General features: G+C 69.3%; 21 protein-coding genes and 1 tRNA gene. 12 read left to right on the top strand and 10 right to left on the bottom strand.

The genetic code is table 11. The features are described from left to right. Positions 1-79: 79 nt before the first annotated feature. Positions 80-1,345, top strand: a complete 1,266-nt coding sequence (gene serS / locus WJM96_RS11335) for a serine--tRNA ligase (protein WP_424812595.1) — start codon at positions 80-82, stop codon at positions 1,343-1,345. 22 nt (positions 1,346-1,367) lie between these two features. Here serS and WJM96_RS11330 read toward each other — a convergent pair whose 3' ends face one another. Continuing rightward, positions 1,368-2,306, bottom strand: a complete 939-nt coding sequence (locus tag WJM96_RS11330; RefSeq protein WP_424812594.1) for a SphA family protein — start codon at positions 2,304-2,306, stop codon at positions 1,368-1,370. Positions 2,307-2,462: 156 nt separating this feature from the next. Between WJM96_RS11330 and WJM96_RS11325 the strand changes: the two genes are divergently transcribed. Then, complete coding sequence (locus WJM96_RS11325) at positions 2,463-3,203, top strand: lipid-binding SYLF domain-containing protein (RefSeq protein ID WP_424812593.1); 741 nt, start codon at positions 2,463-2,465, stop codon at positions 3,201-3,203. Positions 3,204-3,222: 19 nt separating this feature from the next. Here WJM96_RS11325 and WJM96_RS11320 read toward each other — a convergent pair whose 3' ends face one another. From WJM96_RS11320 to WJM96_RS11290, 7 genes are all read right to left on the bottom strand, one after another. After that, positions 3,223-4,215 (bottom strand): HAD family hydrolase, encoded by a 993-nt coding sequence (locus tag WJM96_RS11320; RefSeq protein WP_424812592.1) that lies wholly within the window; start codon positions 4,213-4,215, stop codon positions 3,223-3,225. Between the two features lie 11 nt (positions 4,216-4,226). Next, complete coding sequence (locus WJM96_RS11315; RefSeq protein WP_424812591.1) at positions 4,227-4,571, bottom strand: hypothetical protein; 345 nt, start codon at positions 4,569-4,571, stop codon at positions 4,227-4,229. Between the two features lie 2 nt (positions 4,572-4,573). Beyond that, positions 4,574-6,190: an arylsulfatase gene (locus tag WJM96_RS11310; RefSeq protein WP_424812590.1), complete on the bottom strand. Its 1,617-nt coding sequence runs from the start codon at positions 6,188-6,190 to the stop codon at positions 4,574-4,576. Between the two features lie 37 nt (positions 6,191-6,227). Then, positions 6,228-7,094 carry a hypothetical protein gene (locus WJM96_RS11305; RefSeq protein ID WP_424812589.1) on the bottom strand — a complete coding sequence of 289 codons (867 nt, stop codon included), beginning with the start codon at positions 7,092-7,094 and terminating at the stop codon, positions 6,228-6,230. Next, positions 7,064-8,155 carry a hypothetical protein gene (locus WJM96_RS11300; protein WP_424812588.1) on the bottom strand — a complete coding sequence of 364 codons (1,092 nt, stop codon included), beginning with the start codon at positions 8,153-8,155 and terminating at the stop codon, positions 7,064-7,066. The genes WJM96_RS11305 and WJM96_RS11300 overlap by 31 nt, the downstream gene beginning before the upstream one ends. Continuing rightward, positions 8,152-8,916 (bottom strand): DUF2092 domain-containing protein, encoded by a 765-nt coding sequence (locus WJM96_RS11295; RefSeq protein ID WP_424812587.1) that lies wholly within the window; start codon positions 8,914-8,916, stop codon positions 8,152-8,154. Before WJM96_RS11295 ends, WJM96_RS11300 begins: the two co-directional genes overlap by 4 nt. A 388-nt stretch (positions 8,917-9,304) precedes the next feature. Then, positions 9,305-9,379: transfer RNA gene (locus tag WJM96_RS11290), tRNA-Thr, on the bottom strand. Positions 9,380-9,672: 293 nt separating this feature from the next. Between WJM96_RS11290 and efp the strand changes: the two genes are divergently transcribed. The 10 genes from efp to WJM96_RS11240 all read left to right on the top strand — a co-directional run bounded on the left by efp (position 9,673) and on the right by WJM96_RS11240 (position 18,276). After that, on the top strand, positions 9,673-10,242 hold the full coding sequence (gene efp / locus WJM96_RS11285) for an elongation factor P (RefSeq protein WP_424812586.1): 570 nt from the start codon (positions 9,673-9,675) through the stop codon (positions 10,240-10,242). A gap of 16 nt (positions 10,243-10,258) precedes the next feature. Then, a complete protein-coding gene (locus tag WJM96_RS11280; RefSeq protein WP_424812585.1) occupies positions 10,259-11,110 on the top strand; it encodes an inositol monophosphatase family protein in 852 nt (283 codons plus the stop codon). Beyond that, complete coding sequence (locus WJM96_RS11275; protein WP_424812584.1) at positions 11,107-11,556, top strand: hypothetical protein; 450 nt, start codon at positions 11,107-11,109, stop codon at positions 11,554-11,556. Before WJM96_RS11280 ends, WJM96_RS11275 begins: the two co-directional genes overlap by 4 nt. A gap of 48 nt (positions 11,557-11,604) precedes the next feature. Continuing rightward, on the top strand, positions 11,605-12,768 hold the full coding sequence (locus WJM96_RS11270) for a flagellar motor protein MotA (protein ID WP_424812583.1): 1,164 nt from the start codon (positions 11,605-11,607) through the stop codon (positions 12,766-12,768). Then, entirely contained in the window at positions 12,761-14,476 is a 1,716-nt protein-coding gene (locus WJM96_RS11265) for a peptidoglycan -binding protein (protein ID WP_424812582.1), read from the top strand. The genes WJM96_RS11270 and WJM96_RS11265 overlap by 8 nt, the downstream gene beginning before the upstream one ends. Then, complete coding sequence (gene upp, locus WJM96_RS11260) at positions 14,473-15,105, top strand: uracil phosphoribosyltransferase (protein ID WP_424812581.1); 633 nt, start codon at positions 14,473-14,475, stop codon at positions 15,103-15,105. Before WJM96_RS11265 ends, upp begins: the two co-directional genes overlap by 4 nt. Then, positions 15,105-15,614 carry a GNAT family N-acetyltransferase gene (locus WJM96_RS11255; RefSeq protein WP_424812580.1) on the top strand — a complete coding sequence of 170 codons (510 nt, stop codon included), beginning with the start codon at positions 15,105-15,107 and terminating at the stop codon, positions 15,612-15,614. Before upp ends, WJM96_RS11255 begins: the two co-directional genes overlap by 1 nt. A 79-nt stretch (positions 15,615-15,693) precedes the next feature. Next, positions 15,694-16,365, top strand: a complete 672-nt coding sequence (locus tag WJM96_RS11250) for a hypothetical protein (RefSeq protein WP_424812579.1) — start codon at positions 15,694-15,696, stop codon at positions 16,363-16,365. Between the two features lie 52 nt (positions 16,366-16,417). Further along, positions 16,418-17,443: an LLM class flavin-dependent oxidoreductase gene (locus tag WJM96_RS11245; RefSeq protein ID WP_424812578.1), complete on the top strand. Its 1,026-nt coding sequence runs from the start codon at positions 16,418-16,420 to the stop codon at positions 17,441-17,443. Then, on the top strand, positions 17,434-18,276 hold the full coding sequence (locus tag WJM96_RS11240) for a hypothetical protein (RefSeq protein ID WP_424812577.1): 843 nt from the start codon (positions 17,434-17,436) through the stop codon (positions 18,274-18,276). Before WJM96_RS11245 ends, WJM96_RS11240 begins: the two co-directional genes overlap by 10 nt. Here the strand turns inward: WJM96_RS11240 and WJM96_RS11235 are convergent. Together WJM96_RS11235 and WJM96_RS11230 are read right to left on the bottom strand one after the other, a co-directional pair. Continuing rightward, positions 18,260-20,173 carry a TRAP transporter permease gene (locus WJM96_RS11235; RefSeq protein WP_424812576.1) on the bottom strand — a complete coding sequence of 638 codons (1,914 nt, stop codon included), beginning with the start codon at positions 20,171-20,173 and terminating at the stop codon, positions 18,260-18,262. The genes WJM96_RS11240 and WJM96_RS11235 overlap by 17 nt on opposite strands. Then, positions 20,170-21,153, bottom strand: coding sequence for a TAXI family TRAP transporter solute-binding subunit (locus tag WJM96_RS11230; protein ID WP_424812575.1), 984 nt, complete (start codon positions 21,151-21,153; stop codon positions 20,170-20,172). Before WJM96_RS11230 ends, WJM96_RS11235 begins: the two co-directional genes overlap by 4 nt. Positions 21,154-21,160: the final 7 nt, after the last annotated feature.

The raw sequence follows: 21,160 nt of genomic DNA, 5'->3' as shown, positions 1-21,160 counted from the left end.
CCCGCGCCTGCGGGCCAGGGTTTCCTGACGGGCTGGAGAGGCGGCCAGAGGCCGCGGCCCGCAACAGCGGTGAAGTGACATGCACGATATTCGCGCGGTGCGCGCCAATCCCGACGCCTTCGATGCCGCCATGGCGCGGCGCGGCCTGGGCCCGCAGGCGCCCGCCATCCTGGAGCTCGACGAGGCGCGGCGCGCCGCCATCGCGCTGACCGAGGGCGCGCAGGCCAAGCGTAACGCCCTCTCGAAGGAGATCGGCGCCGCCATGAAACGCGGAGACCAGGCCGAGGCGGAGCGCCTGAAGGCCGAGGTCGCGGCCGCCGCCGCGGCCGCCGCGGGCGCCGACGTGGAGGCGCTTGAGGCGGCTGTTACCGACGCGCTCTGTGTCCTGCCCAATATCCTCGACGCCGAGGTGCCCGACGGCGCCGACGAGAGCGACAACGTCGTCCTGCACCAGCATGGCGAGCCCCGGCAGCCCAATTTCGAGGCGAAGCAGCATTTCGAGCTGGGCGAGGCTTTGGGCCTCATGGACTTCGCCGCCGCGACCAAGCTTTCCGGCAGCCGCTTCGTGGTGCTGAAGGGCGCTCTGGCGCGATTGGAGCGGGCGTTGGCGCAATGGATGCTGACGCTGCACACCGACCAGCACGGCTACAGCGAGACCTCCGTCCCGAACCTGGTGAACGCCGCCACGATGTTCGGCACCGGCCAGCTGCCGAAGTTCGAGGAAGACCTCTTCAAGACGACGGACGGCCGCTACCTGATCCCGACTGCCGAGGTGCCGCTGACCAACCTCGCGCGCGACGAGATCCTGGCAGAGGCCACTCTGCCGCTGCGCTACACGGCGCTCTCGCCGAGCTTTCGCAGCGAGGCCGGCAGCGCCGGGCGCGACACGCGCGGCATGCTGCGCCAGCACCAGTTCAGCAAGGTCGAGCTCGTCTCCATCACCACGCCAAAGGAAAGCGACGCCGAGCACGAGCGCATGACGAAATGCGCCGAGGCGGTGCTGACCATGCTCGGCCTCACCTGGCGCAGGGTCCTGCTCTGCTCGGGGGATACAGGATTCTCGGCCGCGCGGACTTATGACCTCGAGGTCTGGCTGCCGGGGCAGCAGGCGTGGCGCGAGATCTCCTCCTGCTCCAACTGCCGGGAGTTCCAGGCGCGGCGCATGAAGGCGCGCTTCCGGCGGGGGAAGGAGAACCTGCTCGTCCATACGCTCAACGGCTCGGGCGTCGCGGTCGGGCGCGCGTTGATCGCGGTGATGGAGACCTACCAGCAGGAGGATGGCAGCATCCTCGTCCCTGAGGTGCTGTGGCCCTGGATGGGGATGGAGCGTATCGCGGCAGGCTGAGGAACGCGGCCGCCGCCCTTCTTCAGAACCGGCCCGATATCCGGAACTGGAAGGCATTGCCGCTGGGCCGGTTCTCCACGCCGAATTCCGGTGCCCAGGAGAGCATGGTGCTCAGGCTGGCATTGCCGATCTTGAAGTTGTAGCGCGCGATCGGTCCCACCGCGAAGGAACGGCCGCGGAAGCCATTGAGGCGCGCGGCGATGCCTCCCCGGTCGTCCTCGATCTGGTACATCATCGCCGCGATGATCCCGAGGCCGAAGCCCGGCGCGACATCGTGGATGAACGAGGTGTCGACGTGCAGCATGGCGCCGCTGGTGTAGTCGGTGGCCGTGTTGCGGGTGTTGATGTCGACGCCCAGGTTCACCGAGATGTCGTAGTTGGCGCCAAGCCGCGTGTAGGCGAGCGTGGGCACGAAGGTCCAGTAATTCATGCCCACGTTGGCGATCGAGCTGGTGCTGTAGTTGCCTGTGGGGGCGAATACGTCGAGCCGCGCCTGGAAGAAGTCCTGCCCGCTGCGATAGCCGAGCTGGACCGGCGTGATCACCATGTCGCCGAAGCTCCAGTTGTTCTCGCTGATGCCGCGCTGGCCGAGGAAGACACGGCTGTCGAGGTTCTGCACCGGCAGCGTCACACCCATCGCCAGCGTGAAGTTCCCCCAGTCGAGCCGCGGAACGTAAAGAGCGGCGAAGGAGGTGCTGAAGAAGCCCGCCTCCAGGCCCGACTTGAGCTGACCGGCGATGGGCACCTGCGCCGTGCGGCCCATCGTGCCGTTGTAGTAGAGGGTCGAGCTGCCCCAGTAGAGGCCGGGCTCGGGCGGGACGACGCCCGCGGCTGGCGCCGAATAGGTGCCGATGATGTAGTGCCCCGCCGCGGCCTCGGTCGCGGAGGCCCGATGGGGCGCGGCGAACGGCGCGACGGCAGCCATCGCCAAGGCAAGTCGGGCCAGATTTCGAGATGCCATGGCTTTGCTCCCCGAACAGGTGCGCGATGGCGCGCTGATTTGGGAATAGCTTATCGCGGCGTGCCCTGCGCCGGGCAAGACGAGCGTCGTTTCGGGTGGTGCGCTCCGCCGTCGACTGACAACATGCAAACCTTCACCTTCAGGGAGGGAAGTTGGATGCCGTCACGTCACTGGACCGTAGCTGTGCTGGGCCTATCGCTGCTCTCGGGCTGTGCTCAGAATGGGCTGCTGCCGGACTCGGCCACCATGCCGGCAACAGCGGTCGCCGAGGGCACGGCGTCCGTCACGCCGCTGATCTCTGCGGCCGCGACTTCCATTGAGCCCTTCCTGAACCGCCCCGAGTGGGAGGGCTTTCGCAACATTTCCGGTGGCGCCCAGGCCATCCTTATCATTCCCAGCGCCACGCGCGTCGGCCTCATCGTGGGCGTGCAGGAGGGCGAGGGTATCCTCATGCAGCGCCATGGCAGCAACTGGAGCGACCCGGTCTTCGTGAAGCTCGGCAACTACAATGTCGGCTTCCTCGGCGGCGCCTCGAGTTCGACCGTGGCGATGTTCCTGCTCACTCGCTCCGCCATCGCGCAGTTCATCGACGGATCGGAGCGGATCAGCGCCGCCGGCGGTTTGGCGCTGGGCGACTGGGGGGCGGGGTCCATCGGCGCAGGCGGCATCGCGGGCGGGGCGCAGGCCATCACGGCGGAAACGTCGCGCGGGCTCTTTGCTGGCGGTGGCCTCGGTGCCGCGCGCCTGACGCTCGACATGCCGAAGAACCGGACTGCCTATGGGCCGGGCTTCCAGGCCACCCGCGTGCTGTCCGCGCCGGGCGGCGCCATCGCATCGGCGCGCGGGCTGCGCCAGTCGCTCACACGCGCGGTGCAGCACGCGCAAGGCGGCGGCTGAGCCAAGTTGGCGCGCGTCGTCACCCTCCGGGGAAGACGCGCGTCCAATCCTGCTTCATCGAGATGAGATGCCAGCCGCGCTGGGCGGCGTCGTCCAGGCCACGCACAAGCCGGCCGATATGCGAGTCGCGATCATAGGCGTATTCGCGCTCGGCATCGTCGTGATGCACGATCATCCCGAGCCGGCGGCCGGGTGCGCCGGTGACGTATTGCAGCATCTCGTAGTCGCCGTCGGAATTGCCGAAGGCGGCCTGCGGCATCCGGCCGAGAAAGCGCGAAATTCCGACCGGCTTTCCCGGGCCATCATCGACCAGGTCGATCTGGGGCAGACGGAGCAGCCGGCCGTTCTCGAATCGCATCTGGAAAGTGGTGCCCACCACGGCCTCCGGCGGAACGCCATAGATGCGCTCGGTCCAAGGCCGCATGAACTCGACCGTGCCGCCCGAGACGATGGCGGTGCGGAAGCCCCGCGCACGGAACAGGGCCAGCACCTCGAGCATCGGCTGGTACACCAGTTCCGTATAAGGTCGACGAAAGCGCGGATGCTGCGCGTGGCCGAGCCAGTCGGTGACGATGGCACGGAACTCGTCCGGCGACATTCCCGCATGCGTCGCAGCTACGATCTCAGCGAGGCCCCGCTCGCCTGAGCGCGCGAGGGCCGCATGGTCATTGTCCAGGACGCTGCGGAAAGGCTCGCGGGAAACCCATTCGGGATGCTGCGGCGCCAGAGCCCGTACGCGCTCCAGCGCAAAGACGAACTGCGTATAGAGCGGCTGCTCGACCCAGAGGGTCCCGTCATTGTCGAAGGTCGCGAGCCGCTCGGAGGGCGGGACGAAATCCGCACTGCCCTCCGTCGTGGTCGCGCGGAGGAAGTCGAGGATGGCCTGCCGCCTTGGCCCCTCGCGCCAGGAGGGCAGGGGATCTGCACCGGGCTGCGCCGATGCGAGGGTGGCGGTGCTGGCCGCGAGCAGGAGCGCTCCCAGGCTGCGCCGCGCCAACATGACGGTTTCCATCTTGCTTCCTCTCAAGGCGCTGCGGCCACGCAGTCGTTACCCCGGCTCGTGAAGCCTTCCACGCGGCCCCCCGTTACCTCGAACGTCACGTTGCAATCCCAGGTCGTTACGTCGACGCCGCCCCGCCAGCCCCAGCCACCCAGCGAGCTCGCCTGCACGCGCCGACGCTCATATTGCAAGAAGCGGCGGCCCTCAGGCGTCTGGAACGTGCGGGCCGGGATGCCGAGCGAGGCGACGAGGTCGCCTTCGCTGCGGCCGACGAAGGCCGACATGCGCTGGTCGAACCCGGCCTGGGTGGCGCAGCCTGCAAGCAGCACCCCCAGAGCCAAGGCCAACCCGGCGCCACGAAGCCTCATCCTCACCGGCTTGCTGCGTGCGCAGCTTGGGTGAGCTGCTGCAGGATCTGATCCACGTTGAAGGAGGCGGGCGTCTGCCGGGGCGGGAACTCCCGGAAGCTGCTTACCCACTGCGCCGTGGTCTGCTGCGCGACCAGGATCAGGAACGAGTTCTGGATCAGCCAGTGATAGTAGTTGTTGGAGTCCGTGGGTGCCCGTTCGAAAGGATCCATCTTCAGGTCGATGATCAGGGGCACGCGCAGGTTCACGAAGGGATCCATCCACACCCGGAATCCTTGGGATCGCTGCTCCCCGAAGACGTATTTGAAGCGACCCTTCCGGACCGCAACCAGCCCGCCATCGTCGTTGAAGTAGAAGAACTCGTCGCGTGGGCTCGGCGCGTCGCCCGTCAGCGTCGGCAGCTGGTTGTAGCCGTCGAGATGGACCTTGAAGGTCTTCCCTCCTGCCGCATGGCCGGCAAGAAGCTTTTCCTTGATATCCGGCACGCCGGCGGCGGCCAGCAGCGTGGGCATCCAGTCATTCGCCTGCACGATGCCGGTGATGCGCTTGCCGGGCTGGATCTTGCCGGGCCAGCGGACGGCGCAGGGCACGCGGAAGCCGCCCTCCCAGTTCGTATCCTTCTCGCTGCGGAAGGGCGTGATCGCGCCGTCCGGCCACTCGTTGAAGTGCGGGCCGTTGTCGGTCGAGTAGACGACGATAGTGTTGTCGGCGATGCCGAGGTCGTCGAGCTTCTTCAGGATGAGGCCGACATGGTCGTCATGCTGAACCATGCCGTCGGCATAGAAGCCCAGGCCGGTCCGCCCCTCGTAGTTGGGCGGGATGTGCGTGTAGATGTGCATGCGCGTGGCGTTGTGCCAGACGAAGAATGGCTTGTTGGCCTGGTGCTGGCGGTCGATGAAGTCCAGGCAGGCGGCCGTCGTCTCGTCGTCGATCGTCTCCATCCGCTTGCGGTTGAGCGGGCCCGTATCCTCGATGCGGCCATCGGCGAAGCTGCGGATGACGCCGCGTGGACCGAAGCGGCGGCGGAACTCCGGGTCGCGCGGGTAGTTGGGGCGCTCGGGCTCCTCCTCGGCATTGAGGTGGTAGAGGTTGCCGAAGAACTCGTCGAAGCCGTGGTTGGTCGGCAGATACTCGTCCTTGTCGCCGAGATGGTTCTTACCGAACTGGGCGGTCGCGTAGCCCAGCGGCTTCAGCATCTCGGCAATGGTTGGGTCTTCCTTCTGCAGCCCGATGGCCGCGCCCGGAACGCCGACCTTGGTGAGGCCCGTGCGGACCGGCGACTGGCCCGTGATGAAGGCGGCGCGGCCGGCGGTGCAGGACTGCTCGCCATAATAGTCGCTGAAGGTCGCGCCCTCGCGGTGGATGCGGTCGATGTTCGGCGTCGAGAAACCCGTCGTGCCGCCATTGTTGTAGCTGATGTTCCACAGGCCGATGTCGTCGCCGAAGATCACGAGGATGTTCGGCGGGCGGTTGCTGGAGCCGGCCGCCGGTGTCGCGGCAGGCGCCGCCCCCGGACGCTGCTGCGCCTGTGCGAGCTGCACCCCGCCGGCCGTCACGCTGGCGGCACCGCCGAACAGAACGGAGCGCCGTGCCATCGAGGAAGGATTTGGATCACTCATCGTTGCACTCCCTTTGATACTGGGATTTTCAGGAATTCTACGTCGGGAAGAGGAACTGTGCCCCGAAGCGAAGGCCCCAATCCGGCCCTCCGCTCGGCCTCTGCAGATAGACACGGGGGCCGGCGAAGATGCTGACCGGGAGTGGCCCCAGACGCACGATCTGCGAGACACGCAGGTTCAGCGGAACGGCCATCGCCCGCGTGTCCCATTCGTAGGTCGCCTCGAGGTTGGCGCCGATCGAAAGACCATTGCCGAGCTGTCGCACGACGAAGGGCTGGAAGCTGGTCAGGCTGTATCCTGCGCGCGCCGCGGAATCGCCGAAGGACCAGACGTGGGAGGCGAGCACGCCCACCGTCCAGTTCTGGGTCTGCTTCACCATGATCGCGGTCGGGCCGGCCGCCCAACGCCGGTTGCCGAGCAGGTTGTCGGTCGCGGTCGGCAAGCGGATCATGGGGCCCGCGCCGAGCATCAGGGCGCCTGGCGCGGCGGAGCCGGCCCGGGTGAAGAAAGCGCTGAAGCTCGTGTCGCCCAGGCCGAACTCGTTGCGGTCTCCAGCGAAGGTGCTCTGGTGGTAAATGACGGGAAGAATGGTTCGCGTGACGACGCTCCATTCGTTGGTCAGCCTGATCGGCACGACCGGCTCGACGTTGAGCGTGTTCTGGACGGCGTTCTTCCGCCCGATCCCGAAATCCAGGTCGTTCTGGAAGGGAACGCTGATCAGATGCGCGATGGGATTCGCGACGGCTTGGGACAGATCGTGCGCCCGCTGGCTGATGTCGGAAGGGGAGCGCTGTTGTTGCGCCATGGCGGGAGCTGCCAAGGCCATCGCTGCCGCGAAGCCCAGGCCGAATAAACGCGACGCGGTCACGCCGGCTAGCCCCTCGGTGCCGGGACGGCTACCCAAAGCACGTTGCCCCCGATCATGACCGGCTGCAGCCAATCCGTTCCGCAATGATCGAAGTTGATCGGCCCCACCTGCTCAGTCCGGCAGTCGCCGGGTGGCGTGGCGATCTGGGTCCCTAGCGCGAAGCGCGCGCCCGGCGGGACGGGGCCGATTGCCGGCGCCCGCCCGGCCGCCTCTGGTGCAGCCGCCGGCGCCGGAGGCGTGGCAGGCTGTGAGGCTGCGTGCTGCGCCTGTTGCGCCTGTTGCGCCGCGCTTTCGGAGCGGCTCGCGGAATGGCTGGCGGAGCTCGCCGACCGGCTGGCCGCGTTGGCCGAGGCCTGAGCCCGTGCGGCTGCGTCCTCCGCCGAGGCGGAGGAGGGCGGCGGCGGAGGAGGTGCTTCGTAGATCACCGTGGGCGGCGGGGGCTGCGCGCTGCTTGCGATGGCGCCGCTGACGATCCCCGCTGTGGCGCCAATCGCCAGGCCGCCGGCGATCGCCGCGCCGACATCCCAGTCCGAGGGCCCGATATAGGCCGGGTACGGCACTGGAACGGGCGGCCCCCAGGCTGGGGGCGGCGGCGGGGGACGGCCACCCCCGCCGGGCGGCCCGGGAGGCGGACCCCCACCACCGCCGGGCGGTCCGGGTGGGCGCTGACCGCCGCCGGCGTGGATGTTGCCGCTGCCGCGGATGGTCCTGTTGTTGACGTTGTTGATGTTGATCTGGTTGCCGCCACGGATCTCGTTGCGGCCGGACATATGGGCCTGGGGATGGAACTGCGTCGGCCGCTGCTGCCCAGCACCGCCGCCGCCGGGGCGCTGGAACCCGCCCTGCGGCGGATGGAAATTGCCGGGCTGGAAGTGGCTGCCGCCGCCCTGGAAGCCGCCGGCCGGCGGGTGGAACCCGCCACCACCCCGGAAGCTGCCGCCGCCGAATCCACCGCCTCCGAAGCCACCGCCGCCAAATCCCCCGCGGAACCCGCCGCCATGGAACCCGCCGCCGCCGCCCAGCCGCGCCTCGGCCAGCATCGGCAACCCCAGCAGGCAGGCCGAGGCCAGCAATCCCGCCTTGAACAAACGGTTCATGGGCCGTCTCCCTCTGGGCGCGTCGCCATCGGAATCTGCCGGGCCGTAGGCGGGGGCACGAAGGTGAAGAGCTGATCCGGGATCTGCGGGCCGAGCCGCCAGGCGTCAAAGCGCACCAGGGTCCGGTAGGCGCCGCGCCGGATGCTTGCGAGCAGGGGCAGCGCGAGTTCCGAATCCTCCAGCCAGAGCTCCCACGCGACCGGGCCGCTCTGCATGATCAGGTGCACTGCCGGCCGCCCCGCCACGGTAAAGGAGGGGACGACCTCGCCCACCGTGTCCGGTGCCAGACGCGAATAGGGATTGGAGAAGAGAAGATTGCCCACCTCGAGCGGCACGCCCAGACGGTTCGCGAGCATGATCAGCGTCGCGTCCAGGGTGTTGGGGGCTTCGGCGCGGGCATAGGCGTTGTTCAGCGGAGCCTCGATGGCCACCTGCCGGCCGTCGTAGAAGACATTGGCCACGACCGCGTCGCCCCGGATATCGGCCCGCAGCCGGTCCGGGCGGCGGATCGCGATTCCGGCCTCCGCGAGCAGGGTGGCCACCCGCCCGTCCTCAAGCCGGACTTCGCGCGCGGTGTTGATGTCCACCGTCAGGCTCGGCGCCCGGGCCAGGGTGTCCGATAGACGGCGGAGCAGCGCGTCGGCGTCGGAACTCAGCCGTTCGGGGACGGCTGCCCTGGCGGCTTGCCCTGCCCAGAGGGCTGCCGCGGCGAAGCCGAGACCCCGGCGCCCCATGCTGCCGGGAACTGCCGTAATCCCCATGCGAACTGCGCCTCCCTGCGCCGAATGCGCATGAAGACAAGCACTTAGGGATGGAATCTGAAAGATGAATTTGCAGCTTTTGTCCGGCTGGGGTGGGCAGCTATGTCCAATACCTACATGCCGAATTGATGCGCTGCTGTGAGCTCCTGCTGGTCAAGCCCGATCGCAAATCGCAGCTGAGATCGCCCGTTGGACTTCGATCTGCGGAACCTCCGGCCCGGTGTCCGGGCGGGAGCGGGGCCCGGTTTGGCGAAGCCAGGGGGGTCACATGGCGGAGTCGGGGTCGGTGCCGGCCGGACGTGACAAGGTCTGCATGAGGCAGTGCACCCGGCCAGGGCAGGTCAGTGTTCTGGCCTGGGGATCGTCCTACGGGCTCAAGAGCTTGGGGTGGTGCTGTTGGAGAGGATTGAACTCTCGACCTCTCCCTTACCAAGGGAGTGCTCTACCACTGAGCTACAACAGCAAACCGGGCCGCTTCCTAGCTTTCCCCCCGCCGGGCCGCAACCCCCATCCGGGAAATTAAGGTCGCCGGAGCTGAAGGTGCCCCATACACCCTGCGCATCATGCGGTTGGTGCGCGTCAGTCCGCCATTTGAGGTCATTTGTGGTGGCAAGCCGTACTGCGGTTCGCCTTCTCGGCGCGGCGCTTCCGTTTCCTGCGCAGGGGACCCTCCCGAAAAGCCCCGGTTGCCGTTCCGCCCCCGCGCGTGTAAGCCCAGCCGCCTTACATAACCCATAGATTGCAGGGGCCACGCCAATGGCGAAGATGCAGGCCAATCAGATGCGCGCCGGCATGGTCATCGAGTTCGAAGGCCAGCGCTACACGATCCTCCGCCAGAACATCATGATTCCGGGCAAGGGCAACGCGATCATCCAGGTCGACATGCGCAACATCAAGACCGGCGCGAAGAAGGACCAGCGCTGGCGGACGGCCGACACCGTCGAGCGCCTGACCACCGAGGACAAGGAGTTCACCTACTCCTACGCCGAGGGCGAGATGCTCGTTCTCATGGATCCCGAGACCTACGAGCAGACCCAGGTTCCCAACGCCATCCTCGGCGACCGGCTGCCCTTCCTGCAGGAGAACATGACGGTGAACGTCCGCCTCATCGAGGGCGAGCCCGTCTCCATGGACCTGCCCGAGCTCGTGACGCTCGAGATCGCCGAGGCCGACCCGGTCGTGAAGGGGCAGACCGCCTCATCCTCCTACAAGCCGGCCATGCTGGTGAACGGCGTGAAGACCATGGTGCCCCCCTTCATCACGACGGGTGAGCGCATCGTGGTCCGCACCGAGGACGCGTCCTACGTCGAGCGCGCCAAGGACTGAAGGCACAACACGACCCATGTCCGGCTCCTCGCCCCGCCTGTCGCCCGCGCTCAACGTCGTGGTCGGCGCCGTCCGCAAGACCGGACGGCGCCTGCTGCGAGACTTCACCGAGGTCGAGAGTCTCCAGGTCTCCATGAAGGGGCCGGGGGATTTCGTGAGCCAGGCGGACCTGCGCGCCGAGCAGTCGCTGCGCGAGGACCTCGCGAAGGCCCGCCCGAACTTCGCCTTCCTCATGGAGGAGAGTGGCGAGGCCGGAAGCGCGGACTGGGAGTGGCGCTGGGTCATCGACCCGCTCGACGGCACCACGAACTTCCTGCATGGCATCCCACACTGGGCGATCAGCGTGGGCATCGAGAAGCGCGTGGCCGAGGACAAGGGCGAAATCGTCGCGGGCGTGATCTACAACCCCGTCGCCGATGAGCTCTTCTGGGCCGAGAAGGGCATGGGCGCCTTCCTCAACGACAAGCGCCTGCGTGTCTCCGGCCGGCGCGAGATGCGCGAGTCGCTTTTCGCCACCGGTATTCCGTTCGCCGCCACGCCCCGCAAGGCGGAGTTCGCACATGCGCTCGTGCGGCTGATGCCGCAGGTCTCGGGCATCCGCCGCTTCGGCTCGGCGGCGCTGGACCTCGCTTGGGTCGCGGCCGGCCGCTACGACGGCTACTGGGAACTCGGCCTCAAGAAGTGGGATATGGCGGCGGGCATCATCATGGTGCGCGAGGCCGGCGGCATCGTCACCTCGCCCGACGGCGGCGACCCCTATGCCGAGGGCCATGTGGTCGCGGGCAACCAGCATATGCACGGCAAGCTCCAGGACGTGGTGCAGGAGAGCATCACGGCGGCCGCCAAGGGCCGCGCCGCCACCGAGTGATGCGCCGCCGGCTGGCCTTCACGCTCCTGCTTCTGCCGCTCCCGGCGGTGGCGCAGCCGCTTCCGGCGACGCCCCTGCCAGCCCTGCCGCCGCTCCCGGCCGTGCCGCTCGTCCGCGGCGTAACCATGCCGGCGGATGGAACTTGGCGCGTGGAATTCCATGCCGGTGCCGAAACGCTGGAAGTCGCCCAGCGCACCATGCTGGGCCAGCTCGGCCGTGTCCTCGAGGCCGGCAGCATCGGCCGCGTCACGCTGATCGCGGAGGTCAGCGAAGGCGATGACCTTTCCACGACCCGTAGGCTTTCGCTGGTGCGGGCGCGGGCGGTGAAGGCGGCGCTGGTGGCCGGCGGACTGAGCGAGATCCGCGTGGATATCCGCGCCATGGGCCGCACCGAGGCAGGGCGCGATGCGGTGGACGTGCTGGCGCCCACGGCCGCGAAACCTTAGTCAGGTCATTACTGGCGCCGTTTCGGCAACCCACCTAGTCTCCCGGCCATGACGAAGCCGACCGCCTATCTCACGCGCATGCTGGTCTTCCTGGCCCTGGTGGGGGTGGCGGTAGGGCTGCTCTACCCGTCGCTGCACACGGCCTTCGCGGCCAACCCCGTTCTCAACAGCTTCATCCTCTTCGTGCTGGTGGTCGGCATTCTCTGGAACTTCCGCCAGGTGCTGGTGCTGCATGGCGAGGTGAACTGGCTGGAAGCCTTCCGCAACGCCCGCCAGGGCGACCCGGCGCAGCCCTCGCCGCGGCTGCTGGCGCCGATGGCGAGCATGCTGGCAGCCCGGCGCACAGATCGCTTTACGCTCTCCACTGCCTCCATGCGCTCGATCATGGATGGCATTTCCTCCCGCCTCGACGAGACGCGCGAACTCTCACGCTACATGACGGGGCTGCTGATCTTCCTCGGCCTGCTCGGCACCTTCTGGGGCCTGCTGCTGACGATCGGCGCGGTGGCGGACGTGATTGGCGGCATGTCGGTGGGCTCTGGCGATGTGAACGTGCTGTTCAACCAGCTCAAGTCGGGCCTCGCCCAGCCCTTGCGCGGCATGGGGGTGGCCTTCTCCTCCTCGATGCTGGGCCTCGCCGGCGCCCTGGTTCTCGGCTTTCTCGACTTGACCGCGGGGCAGGCCCAGAACCGCTTCTACACCGAGCTGGAGGATTGGCTGGCAGGCCTCACCCGCGTCTCCTCCGGCGCGCTCGGCGGGGAGGGGGAAGGCGGCTCCATGCCCGCCTATGTGCACGCCCTGCTCGAGCAGACGGCCGAGAACCTGGAGGCGCTGCAGGCCATCATGGCGCGCGGGGAGGAGGCACGCGGCACCACTGCCACGGCCATCGCCCAAGTGGCCGAGCAGCTCTCCCTGCTGGGCGAGCAGATGCGCGCGAGCCAGGCGATGAACGCCCGCATGGCCGAGCAGCAGGCCCAGCTCGTTCCCATCCTGAACCAGCTCGCGGCGGGGCAGGGGCAGAGCACGCTCGACGATGCGAGCCGCAGCCACCTCCGCAATACGGAGCTGCTGCTGGCGCGGCTGCTGGAGGAGACGGTGCAGGGCCGCTCGCAATCCACGCAGGAACTGCGCAGCGAGATCCGGGTGCTGACGCGCACGATCATGGCCATTTCCAACGGGTCGGCCGTGCCGGGCACGGCCAGCAATGGCTAGGCGCCGCACACGTGCCGCGGGCTTCGACGGCTGGCCAGGCTATGTGGACGCGCTGTCCACGCTGCTCATGGTCATCATCTTCGTGCTGCTGGTCTTCGTACTGGCGCAGGGCTTCCTTTCGGCCGCGCTCTCCAACCGCGACCGCGCCCTCGACCGGCTGAACCAGCAGGTCGCGGAACTTTCGGAACTGCTTTCGCTGGAGCGAGGCCAAGCGCAGGAACTCCGCACGCTGCTGACCCGCGCCGCCGACGACCTGCGCGGCGTGACCGGCGCGCGCAACCAGCTCGCAGAGCAGCTGCGGATTTTGCAGGTGGAACGCGACACCCTGACGGGCGACAACCAGGCCATGCGCGGCGAGCGCGACCGGCTCACCGCCCGCGTCGCCGACCTCGAGGCCGCGCGTACGGCTTCCGCGCAGCAACTCACGCGCACCGAAAGCCAGCTGGCCGAGGCGCTGGGCCGCGTGGAGGCCGCGACGGGCGACGTCGCGAGCACTGTCCAGCGCCTGAACCAGCAGACCCGCGCGCTGGCTGAGGAACAGACGGCGCGCGCCGCCACGGCACGTGACCTCGCCGCCGAACAGGCGGCGCGCACGGCGGCGGCACGCGACCTTGCGGCCGAACAGGCGGCCCGTGCCGAGGCCGCGCGCCATCTTGCCTCCGAGCGTAGCGCGCGGGGCGCGACCGAGCAGCGCCTCGCGACCGAGCAGGCCGCGCGCAGCACCGCCGAGCGGCAGGCCCGTGAGTCGCAGGGCGCGCTGGAGACGGCGCGGCAGGAGCTGGCCACCGTGCGCCGGCAGATCGCCGAAGCAACCGCCCGCATCGCCGAACTCGACCGCCGCATCGTAACGTTGCAGGCCGAGGCGCAGGCGCTGAACCGCAACATCACCGCCGATCGCGCGACGATCGAGGCGCGGCTCGCCGATATCGCGCGCCTTCAGCAGGACATCGCCCGCCTCAACGCCCTGCGCGAGCAGGCCGAGCGCGCGGCGCGGGAGGCGCAGACCGCGACAACGGCCGAGGCGCAGCGCCGCCAGGGCGCCGAGGGCCAGGCCGCCGAGCAGCAGCGCCTCTCCGAGGCCGCGCGCGCCCAGGTCGCACTGCTCACGCAGCAGCTCTCCGAGCTGCGTGGGCAGCTCAACCGCCTCGCCAACGCGCTCGACGCGTCCGAGGCGAAGGATCGCGAGAACGAGGCGCAGGTGGTGAACCTGCGCGCCCAGCTCAACGCTGCGCTGGCCAGCCGGGTCGAGGAGCTGCAGCGCTACCGCAGCGAGTTCTTCGGCCGCCTGCGCGAGGTGCTGGGCGACCGGCCGGAGGTGCGCGTTTCCGGCGACCGCTTCATCTTCCAGTCCGAGGTGCTGTTCCCGCCCGCCTCGGCCGACCTTTCCGCGGCCGGGCAGGAGCAGATCCGCCGTCTCGCGCGCGTGCTGCTCGACATCACCTCGCGCATTCCGGCCGACATTCCCTGGCTGCTGCGCGTGGACGGGCATGCCGACCGCAACCCGATCCGGAGCAACCGCTATGCGACCAACTGGGAGCTGTCGGCCGCGCGCGCCATCGCGGTGGCCAATTTGCTGATGGAAGCCGGGCTGCCGGCGAACCGCGTCGCGGCCGCCGCCTTCGGCGAACATCAGCCCATCGACCCGGGCGACACGCCCGAGGCTTTCGCCCGCAACCGCCGCATCGAGCTGAGGCTGACCGACCGATGAGCGCCCCCTTCCACGTCCCGGAGAACGCCCTGCTGCGCGCCAAGCTCAGCCGGCTACGCGACCGCCGCACCGACAACGCCACATTCCGCCGCACGCTGGCTGAGATCGGCGCGATCCTCACGACCGAGGCGCTTCGAGACCTTCCTGAGACCCTTTGCGGGATCGCGACCCCTGTCGCCGCGCTGGATGCACCCGTGCTGGCGGCGCCCGAGCCCTGCCTCGTCGCCGTACTGCGTGCGGGCCTGGGCCTGCTGGACGGCGCGCGGCTGATCATGCCGGACGCCCCCGTCGGCCATCTCGGCCTGGTGAGGGATGAGCACACGCTCACGGCCAGCGAATATGTGGTGCGCCTGCCGCGCGACCTCGGACTGCGCGGCGCGCTGGTGCTGGACCCGATGCTGGCGACTGGCGGCTCGGCCATCCAGGCGGTCGCGCGCGTGAAGCAGGCGGGCGCGACCTCCGTGCGCTTCGCCTGCGTGGTGGCCGCGCCCGAGGGAGTGGAGGCCTTCCGCGCCGCGCATCCCGACGTGCCCGTGACCTCGGCAGCGCTCGACCAGCGCCTCAATGAGCGCGGTTATATCGTGCCGGGCCTGGGCGACGCGGGGGATCGCTGCTTCGGGACGGAGTGATGCCCGTTCCCGTCCTGCGGACCGCGCGCCTGCGGTTGCGCGGCTTCACCGAGGCCGATCTCGATGCCTTCGCGGCGATGCAGGCGGACCCCGCCTTCATGCGATTTCTCGGCGTCGGGCCGGCCGCAGGCCAGCCCCGGACGCGGATCGAAACCTGGATCTCGATGGCCACGCAGATGGGCCAATGGGAACTGCGCGGCTGCGGCTTCTGGGCGATCGAGTATCAAGGGCGCTTCATCGGCCGCGCGGGCATCCTGCACCCCGAGGGCTGGCCCATGCCCGAACTCGCCTACGGCATCGCGCCCGTCGAATGGGGCAAGGGCTTCGCGTTCGAGGCGGCCTCTGCCGTGCTGGAATGGGCGCGCGGCGCGTTGCCGGCGCCTCCGGTCAGTTTCATCCATCCGGACAATGCGCCCTCGCGGCGTCTCGCCACCCGGCTCGGCGGCGCGCAGGACGGCATGATCGAACTGATGGGCGTCCGCGCGGAACTGTGGAGATACGGGAAATAAGGCCGGGCCGAGGGGTTCATGCAACTCGTGGTTGTGGATAGGTTCGACCGGCCTTCCCATATTCGGACTCCACGAGAATATGACGCCTGCCGATGTGATCGCGATGCTGTCCGAGCCGGACCGCCTGATGCGCAAGGTGAACCTGGTGATCGCGGGTGGTCCTCCGCAGACGGTCATGAGCACCGCCCAGGCGCAGGTCGCGAGGTTCCGGGTCGAGATGAAGATGGTGGCCGGCACCGAGACGGCGATGACCATCTCGGGGTTCACCGGAGGCATTGCGGGCGCCCTGGGCCGGATGAAGCAGCGGCCGATCGTGAAGATCGTGTTCCAGTCGAGTCCTCCGCCGACCTCGCCTCGTCAGCCGGACGAGTTCGACGCTTTCTATGTCCCGATGACCTCGCGCGATGTCTTTCTCACGGGGGCCAGCTACTGCAGCCTTCCGACGGGTATGGGGCCGGGCGTCATGATCACGTCTCAGCTTTCGGGCTGCACCTTCAGCGTCGGAACGCCCGCCGCGACCGGCCAGGTCGTCAGCCATCTTCAGCCCGGAAGCGAGGGGAACCGGGAAGTGCGGCTGGCGAACCTACGGGCCAGGGCCGCAACCTCCGTTCCCGACGCCATCGGGCGTATCGAGACGGGGCGCAGCTACGACGGATACGCCTCCGTCATCGGCATCCGAGTCGGCTCCAGATGGCGCTTCTACATGCAGGGCTACAACCACGCCGCCATCACGCATGTGAAGGTGATCTGAGAGGAATGCCTTCCGCGTTCCCGCAACGCGCAGGCTGTTCTAGGATTCCCGGATGGTTCCCGCGATCTCCATTCTCGACCAGTCCACCATCGTCTCCGGCCGCGACGCGGGCCAGGCGATCCGGGAGACGCTAGAGGTCGCGCGCCTGGCCGACCGCCTGGGCTACGCGCGCTACTGGCTGGCCGAGCACCACAACAGCCGCAGCCATGCCGGCTCGGCGCCCGAGATTGTGATCGCCGCCATCGCCGCCACGACGCAGCGCATCCGCATCGGCAGCGCGGGCGTGATGCTGCCGCACTACTCCGCCCTGAAGGTCGCCGAACAGTTCCGCGCGCTGGAGGCCATCGCGCCCGGGCGCATCGACCTCGGCCTCGGCCGCGCCCCGGGCAGCGACGGGCGCACCGCCTATGCGCTCAACCCCAACGCCGCGACCGCGGCCGACAACTTCCCCGCCGCGGTGCGCGACCTGCTGGGCTGGCTCGGCGACGGGCTGCCGGAGCAGCATCCCTATCGCGAGGTGCGTGCGAGCCCGGAGGTGCCGACCTTCCCCGAGGTCTGGATCCTGGGCAGCAGCGATTACGGCGCGCAGGTCGCGGCCTTCTTCGGCCTGCCCTACTGCTTCGCGCATTTCATCACCGACGGGCAGGGCTGCGCCGAGGCCATCGCCACCTATCGCCAGACCTTCCGCGAGATGCGTGGCCAGGGTCCGCATGCGGCCATTGGCATCTACGCCCTGGCTGCGCCCACGGAAGCCGAGGCCGAGGCGCTCTTCGCGCCGCGCGCGCTGTGGCGCCTGCATCGGGATCGCGGCGTCTATCCGCCCCTGCCCACGGCCGAGGAGGCCGCCGCCTATCCCTATTCCGACGCCGAGCGCGCCCGTGTCGCGCGCATGCGCGAGCGCGCGATCATCGGCACGCCGGGGCAGGTGCGAGAGCGCATCGAGGCGCTGGCCATCGAGGTCGGCGCGCAGGAAGTCGCGATCCTCGCGCCCTGCCACGACACGGAGGCGCGGCTTCGAAGCGTGACGCTGATCGCCGAGGCCTTCGAAATGACGGGGGAGCTCGCGCCATGCGCGTGATGCTGACCCTGGCGGCATCGCTCCTCGCCACGGCGGCGGCGGCGCAGGAGCCGCCCATGGTCCTCGCGCGCGACGCCACGACGCGCCCCCTCGAATCCCGGCCCACGCCGCGCGCGGTCGCGAGCTTCCGGGATGTCCTGCGTGTCGCCTGGCCCGATCTCGGCACGGACGGCCGCGCGGCGGAATTCGCGGGCGCGCTCGCCGCGCCCGATGCAGGCGAGGACAGCCCGCCGGGCGCGGCGGAGATCGACATCTCCCGCGGCAGCATGCCGACCTTCCTGACCGTCTCGGAGGGCGAGCGCGACCATGTCGCCATGCTGCTCGGCGACGTGCTGGTCGTGGCCCAGGTCGCGCCGGAGTTTCATCCCGCCGGCGCGCTGATGGTGCGGACGGATCCGGGCGGCGCGCCCTCGCTCACGCAGATGCTGATGCTGGGGGAGGGGCGGCCCGGCGTCCTCGTGCTGAACAGCCATCACAACAGCCAGGAGAGCTTCGAGCAGTACCTCCTGGCCGCGCCCTTGCAGGGCGCGCTGCGGCAGGTTTTCCAGACGCCCATCCTCTACTCGGTACAGACCTATGAGCGCGGCTGCGAACCCCGGCGGCTGGAGCAGCGGCTGCTGCCGCTCACCACGCGTCCGCCGGAGCGCGACGGCTACGCGGAGGTCGCGCTGACGGTGCGCGTCGGCCGCATCTGCGTGCAGCGGAACCGGCCGCGCACGGTCTCGACCCAGTTCCACTACGCCCGGCTGCGCTGGGATGCGCAGCAGGCCCGCTACCTGGGCGGCATGGTCGCGCTGGAGCGCCAGAACCGCCGCCTCATGGGGCTGGAATAGCGCGCCTCCCCGCCACCGCCTGCCACGCGAGGGGAATGGCGAGGCCGAGCAGCGCGACGCCGAACCGCGCCTCGTCGCTCAGGAAGTAGCCGAAAGCGCCGATCAGTCCCGTCGCCCCCAACAGCACGCGGAAGCCGATGCTGAGCGGTCCCGTCAGGTAGCCCGCGTAGGCCGCCGTCACCGAGGCCAGCGCCGCCACCTGGATCGCGGTGACCAGCAGGATCTCGGCCAGCGAGCCCCGGATCATGATGGCCGGGTCGTAGATGAAGGCGAAGCCCACGGTGAAGCCGGCGATGCCGAACCTCGTCGCGTGGACTGAGGTGATGGTGGGGCTGGACCCCGCGATGGCCGCCGCGGCGAAGGCCGCCGCCGCAACGGGAGGCGTCGCATCCGCGATCACCGCGAAATAGAAGAGGAAGAGATGCGCCGGCAGCAGCAGGTCGGCCGCCGAATAGCCCAGCACGCGCGTACCGACCTCGATGATCTGCGGCACGCCGATGGCGGCAGCGATGATGTAGGATGGCGTGGTCGGGATGCCCATGCCCAGGATCAACACGGTGATACAGAGCAGCACCAGCAGCCAGGGCAGCGATCCGCCCGCGAGTTCCTTGATGATGCCGCCGAAGGCCACGACCATGCCGGTCGAGGTCAGGGCCGCCACCACGATGCCCGAGCCCGCGATGGAGACGGCGAGCGGCGCCATGGTCTGGCCCGCGCTGGCCAGCGAATCCACGATCTCGCGCCAGCCCATGCGCGTGCGGCGGCGCAGGAAGGCGATGGCGATCATGGCGAGCGTCGCCACGAAGGCGGCGAAATTGCCGCTCCAGCGCTCGGACATCAGGTAGACGAGCACGAAGATCGGGATGGCCAGATGCGCGTCCCGCAGCACCTCGCGCCAGGCGGGGATGTCGGCCAGCGCCATGGGCTGCATGCCCGCGCGCTTCGCCTCGAAATGCACGGCCGCGAGGATGGCGAAGTAGTACAGCACCGCGCCGATGGCGGCCGCCTTGATGATCTCGGCGTAGGGGATGTTCGTCATCTCCGCCATGACGAAGGCGGCCGCGCCCATGACCGGCGGCATGAGCGCGCCGCCCACGCTCGCGGCACTCTCGATCCCGCCCGCGACGGAGGCGCGATAGCCCACGCGTTTCATCAGCGGGATGGTCATGGCGCCGGTGGTGATGACGTTGGAGACGGAGCTTCCGCTCATCGTGCCGAAGAGGCCCGAGGTGATGACCGCGACCTTGGCCGGCCCGCCCGAGTAGCGGCCCGCGACGGCCGCCCCGAGGTTGGAGAAGAGCCGCCCCGTGCCGCTGCCCTGCATGAAGGCGCCAAAGACGATGAAGATCGCGATGGTCGTGGCCACGATGCCGGTCAGCGGCCCGTAGACGCCGCCCGCGGTCGGCACGAGCCAGGCGGATTCCAGGATCTCCGCCGGCGTGAAGACGCGCGTGTTGAGCACGCCCGGCAGCAGGTGCCCGAACTGCATGTAGGCGAGCGAGATGAGCACCATCCAGGCGAGGCCCGGCTCCACCGCGCGGCGCGTGGCCTCCAGCAACGTGACGATGGCGATGACGGCGAGCGCCATGAGCGTGGGCCCGAAGGGATCGACATACTCCATCCGATCGGAGACGGCCGCGGCGTTCCACATCACCCACACATGCGGCAGCGCGGCCGCCGCGGCCCAGAGCCAGTCGGCCACGGAAGGCTTGCCGGACGGCGACGACTTCCCGGCCGGGTACATGAGGAAGAGCGGCGGCACGAAGACGGCGAGGTGGAAGCCGCGCATCCACACCGGCTCCGGAAAGCCGAAGCCGCCCCAATAGAGGTGGATCGCGGCCGCCGCGGCCATCCAGGCCGTGACCGCGATCCCAAGCCAGCCGGAAAGCGACCTCAAGCGGGGAGCACGCCCGCTTCGCGATAAGCGCGCGCCGCGCCCGGATGCAGCGGGCATCCGCTGTAGCGGGCCGAGCTTGCGGGATCGTAGGCCTCCATGGAGGCATGGATGGTCGCGAGCCGCTGGCCCTTGTTCTTGATGAAGGTCTTGGTCATCGCATAGACGGCTGCCTCCGGCACGTTCTCGGCCGCGAGCACGACGCTGTCCATCGCCGTCACCATGATCGGCGCCGTCAGGAGCGACGGATAGGCGGCCACCGGCACGCTCGCCTCGGCATAGGCGTAGGTGCCCTTCATGTGCGCGCGCACGTCGTCGGGGAAGGCGATCAGCTTGGCGGAGCGGCGCCCCTGCGCGATCTCGGTCAGGATGGCGGCCGGGCGGGCGAGGCAGATGTAGATGTAGTCCACCTGGCCGTCATTGAAGGCGGCCGCGATATCGTTGTAGCTGCCGTTGAGGTAGCGCCCGCCGCCGGAGCGGATCTGGTCTGGCGAGGTGCCGAGGAAGCGCAGGATGCGCTGCGCGCTCATCTCGTCGGTCGAGGAACGCTGCGGCGTGCCGAGCTTGAGGCCGCGCGTGGTCAGGATCTCGCGCATGCCGGTCGGCCCGTCCTTGGGGCCGAGCAGGTAGTGGTCGGTCGGCGAATAGCCGGTGCCTAGGCTGCGGAGGCGCGAATGGGCCGCGGTGTAGGGTTCCTCACCCTTGAAGGCGCTGGCCGTGAAGGCGTCGATGCCCCAGCCCATCTGGCTCTGGCCGTTCTGGATGCGGGTGGGGTTTGCCAGGCCGCCGCCCGGGACGACCCGAACCTGAAGGTCGGGATTCTCCTCGCGGATGAGGGAGGCGAGGCCGGCGGCCATCGTGTACCAGCCCCCGCCCAGCGAGCCGGCGACCCACTCCAGCGTGGTCTGCGCGGCGGCGGTCCGGATGGCCGGCACGGCCAGGGAAGCGGCCAGCAGCGACCGGCGCGGCAGCAAGATCGGCATGGGGGAG

Source organism: Roseococcus sp. YIM B11640, assembly GCF_049727625.1.
Taxonomy (GTDB): Bacteria; Pseudomonadota; Alphaproteobacteria; order Acetobacterales; family Acetobacteraceae; genus Roseococcus.
The sequence above is the reverse complement of the archived record's forward strand: the minus strand, read 5'-3'. Positions and strand labels throughout refer to the sequence as shown.

What these genes read in the sequence shown, in the direction of transcription:
- WJM96_RS11250 (WP_424812579.1), top strand. Translation starts at nt 15,694, where the DNA reads ATGACGCCTGCCGATGTGATCGCGATGCTGTCCGAGCCGGACCGCCTG.
- WJM96_RS11330 (WP_424812594.1), bottom strand. Translation starts at nt 2,306, where the DNA reads ATGGCATCTCGAAATCTGGCCCGACTTGCCTTGGCGATGGCTGCCGTC.
- WJM96_RS11325 (WP_424812593.1), top strand. Translation starts at nt 2,463, where the DNA reads ATGCCGTCACGTCACTGGACCGTAGCTGTGCTGGGCCTATCGCTGCTC.
- WJM96_RS11240 (WP_424812577.1), top strand. Translation starts at nt 17,434, where the DNA reads ATGCGCGTGATGCTGACCCTGGCGGCATCGCTCCTCGCCACGGCGGCG.
- upp (WP_424812581.1), top strand. Translation starts at nt 14,473, where the DNA reads ATGAGCGCCCCCTTCCACGTCCCGGAGAACGCCCTGCTGCGCGCCAAG.
- WJM96_RS11280 (WP_424812585.1), top strand. Translation starts at nt 10,259, where the DNA reads ATGTCCGGCTCCTCGCCCCGCCTGTCGCCCGCGCTCAACGTCGTGGTC.
- WJM96_RS11270 (WP_424812583.1), top strand. Translation starts at nt 11,605, where the DNA reads ATGACGAAGCCGACCGCCTATCTCACGCGCATGCTGGTCTTCCTGGCC.
- WJM96_RS11310 (WP_424812590.1), bottom strand. Translation starts at nt 6,190, where the DNA reads ATGAGTGATCCAAATCCTTCCTCGATGGCACGGCGCTCCGTTCTGTTC.
- WJM96_RS11295 (WP_424812587.1), bottom strand. Translation starts at nt 8,916, where the DNA reads ATGGGGATTACGGCAGTTCCCGGCAGCATGGGGCGCCGGGGTCTCGGC.
- serS (WP_424812595.1), top strand. Translation starts at nt 80, where the DNA reads ATGCACGATATTCGCGCGGTGCGCGCCAATCCCGACGCCTTCGATGCC.
- efp (WP_424812586.1), top strand. Translation starts at nt 9,673, where the DNA reads ATGGCGAAGATGCAGGCCAATCAGATGCGCGCCGGCATGGTCATCGAG.
- WJM96_RS11255 (WP_424812580.1), top strand. Translation starts at nt 15,105, where the DNA reads ATGCCCGTTCCCGTCCTGCGGACCGCGCGCCTGCGGTTGCGCGGCTTC.
- WJM96_RS11265 (WP_424812582.1), top strand. Translation starts at nt 12,761, where the DNA reads ATGGCTAGGCGCCGCACACGTGCCGCGGGCTTCGACGGCTGGCCAGGC.
- WJM96_RS11315 (WP_424812591.1), bottom strand. Translation starts at nt 4,571, where the DNA reads ATGAGGCTTCGTGGCGCCGGGTTGGCCTTGGCTCTGGGGGTGCTGCTT.
- WJM96_RS11320 (WP_424812592.1), bottom strand. Translation starts at nt 4,215, where the DNA reads ATGGAAACCGTCATGTTGGCGCGGCGCAGCCTGGGAGCGCTCCTGCTC.
- WJM96_RS11245 (WP_424812578.1), top strand. Translation starts at nt 16,418, where the DNA reads ATGGTTCCCGCGATCTCCATTCTCGACCAGTCCACCATCGTCTCCGGC.
- WJM96_RS11230 (WP_424812575.1), bottom strand. Translation starts at nt 21,153, where the DNA reads ATGCCGATCTTGCTGCCGCGCCGGTCGCTGCTGGCCGCTTCCCTGGCC.
- WJM96_RS11300 (WP_424812588.1), bottom strand. Translation starts at nt 8,155, where the DNA reads ATGAACCGTTTGTTCAAGGCGGGATTGCTGGCCTCGGCCTGCCTGCTG.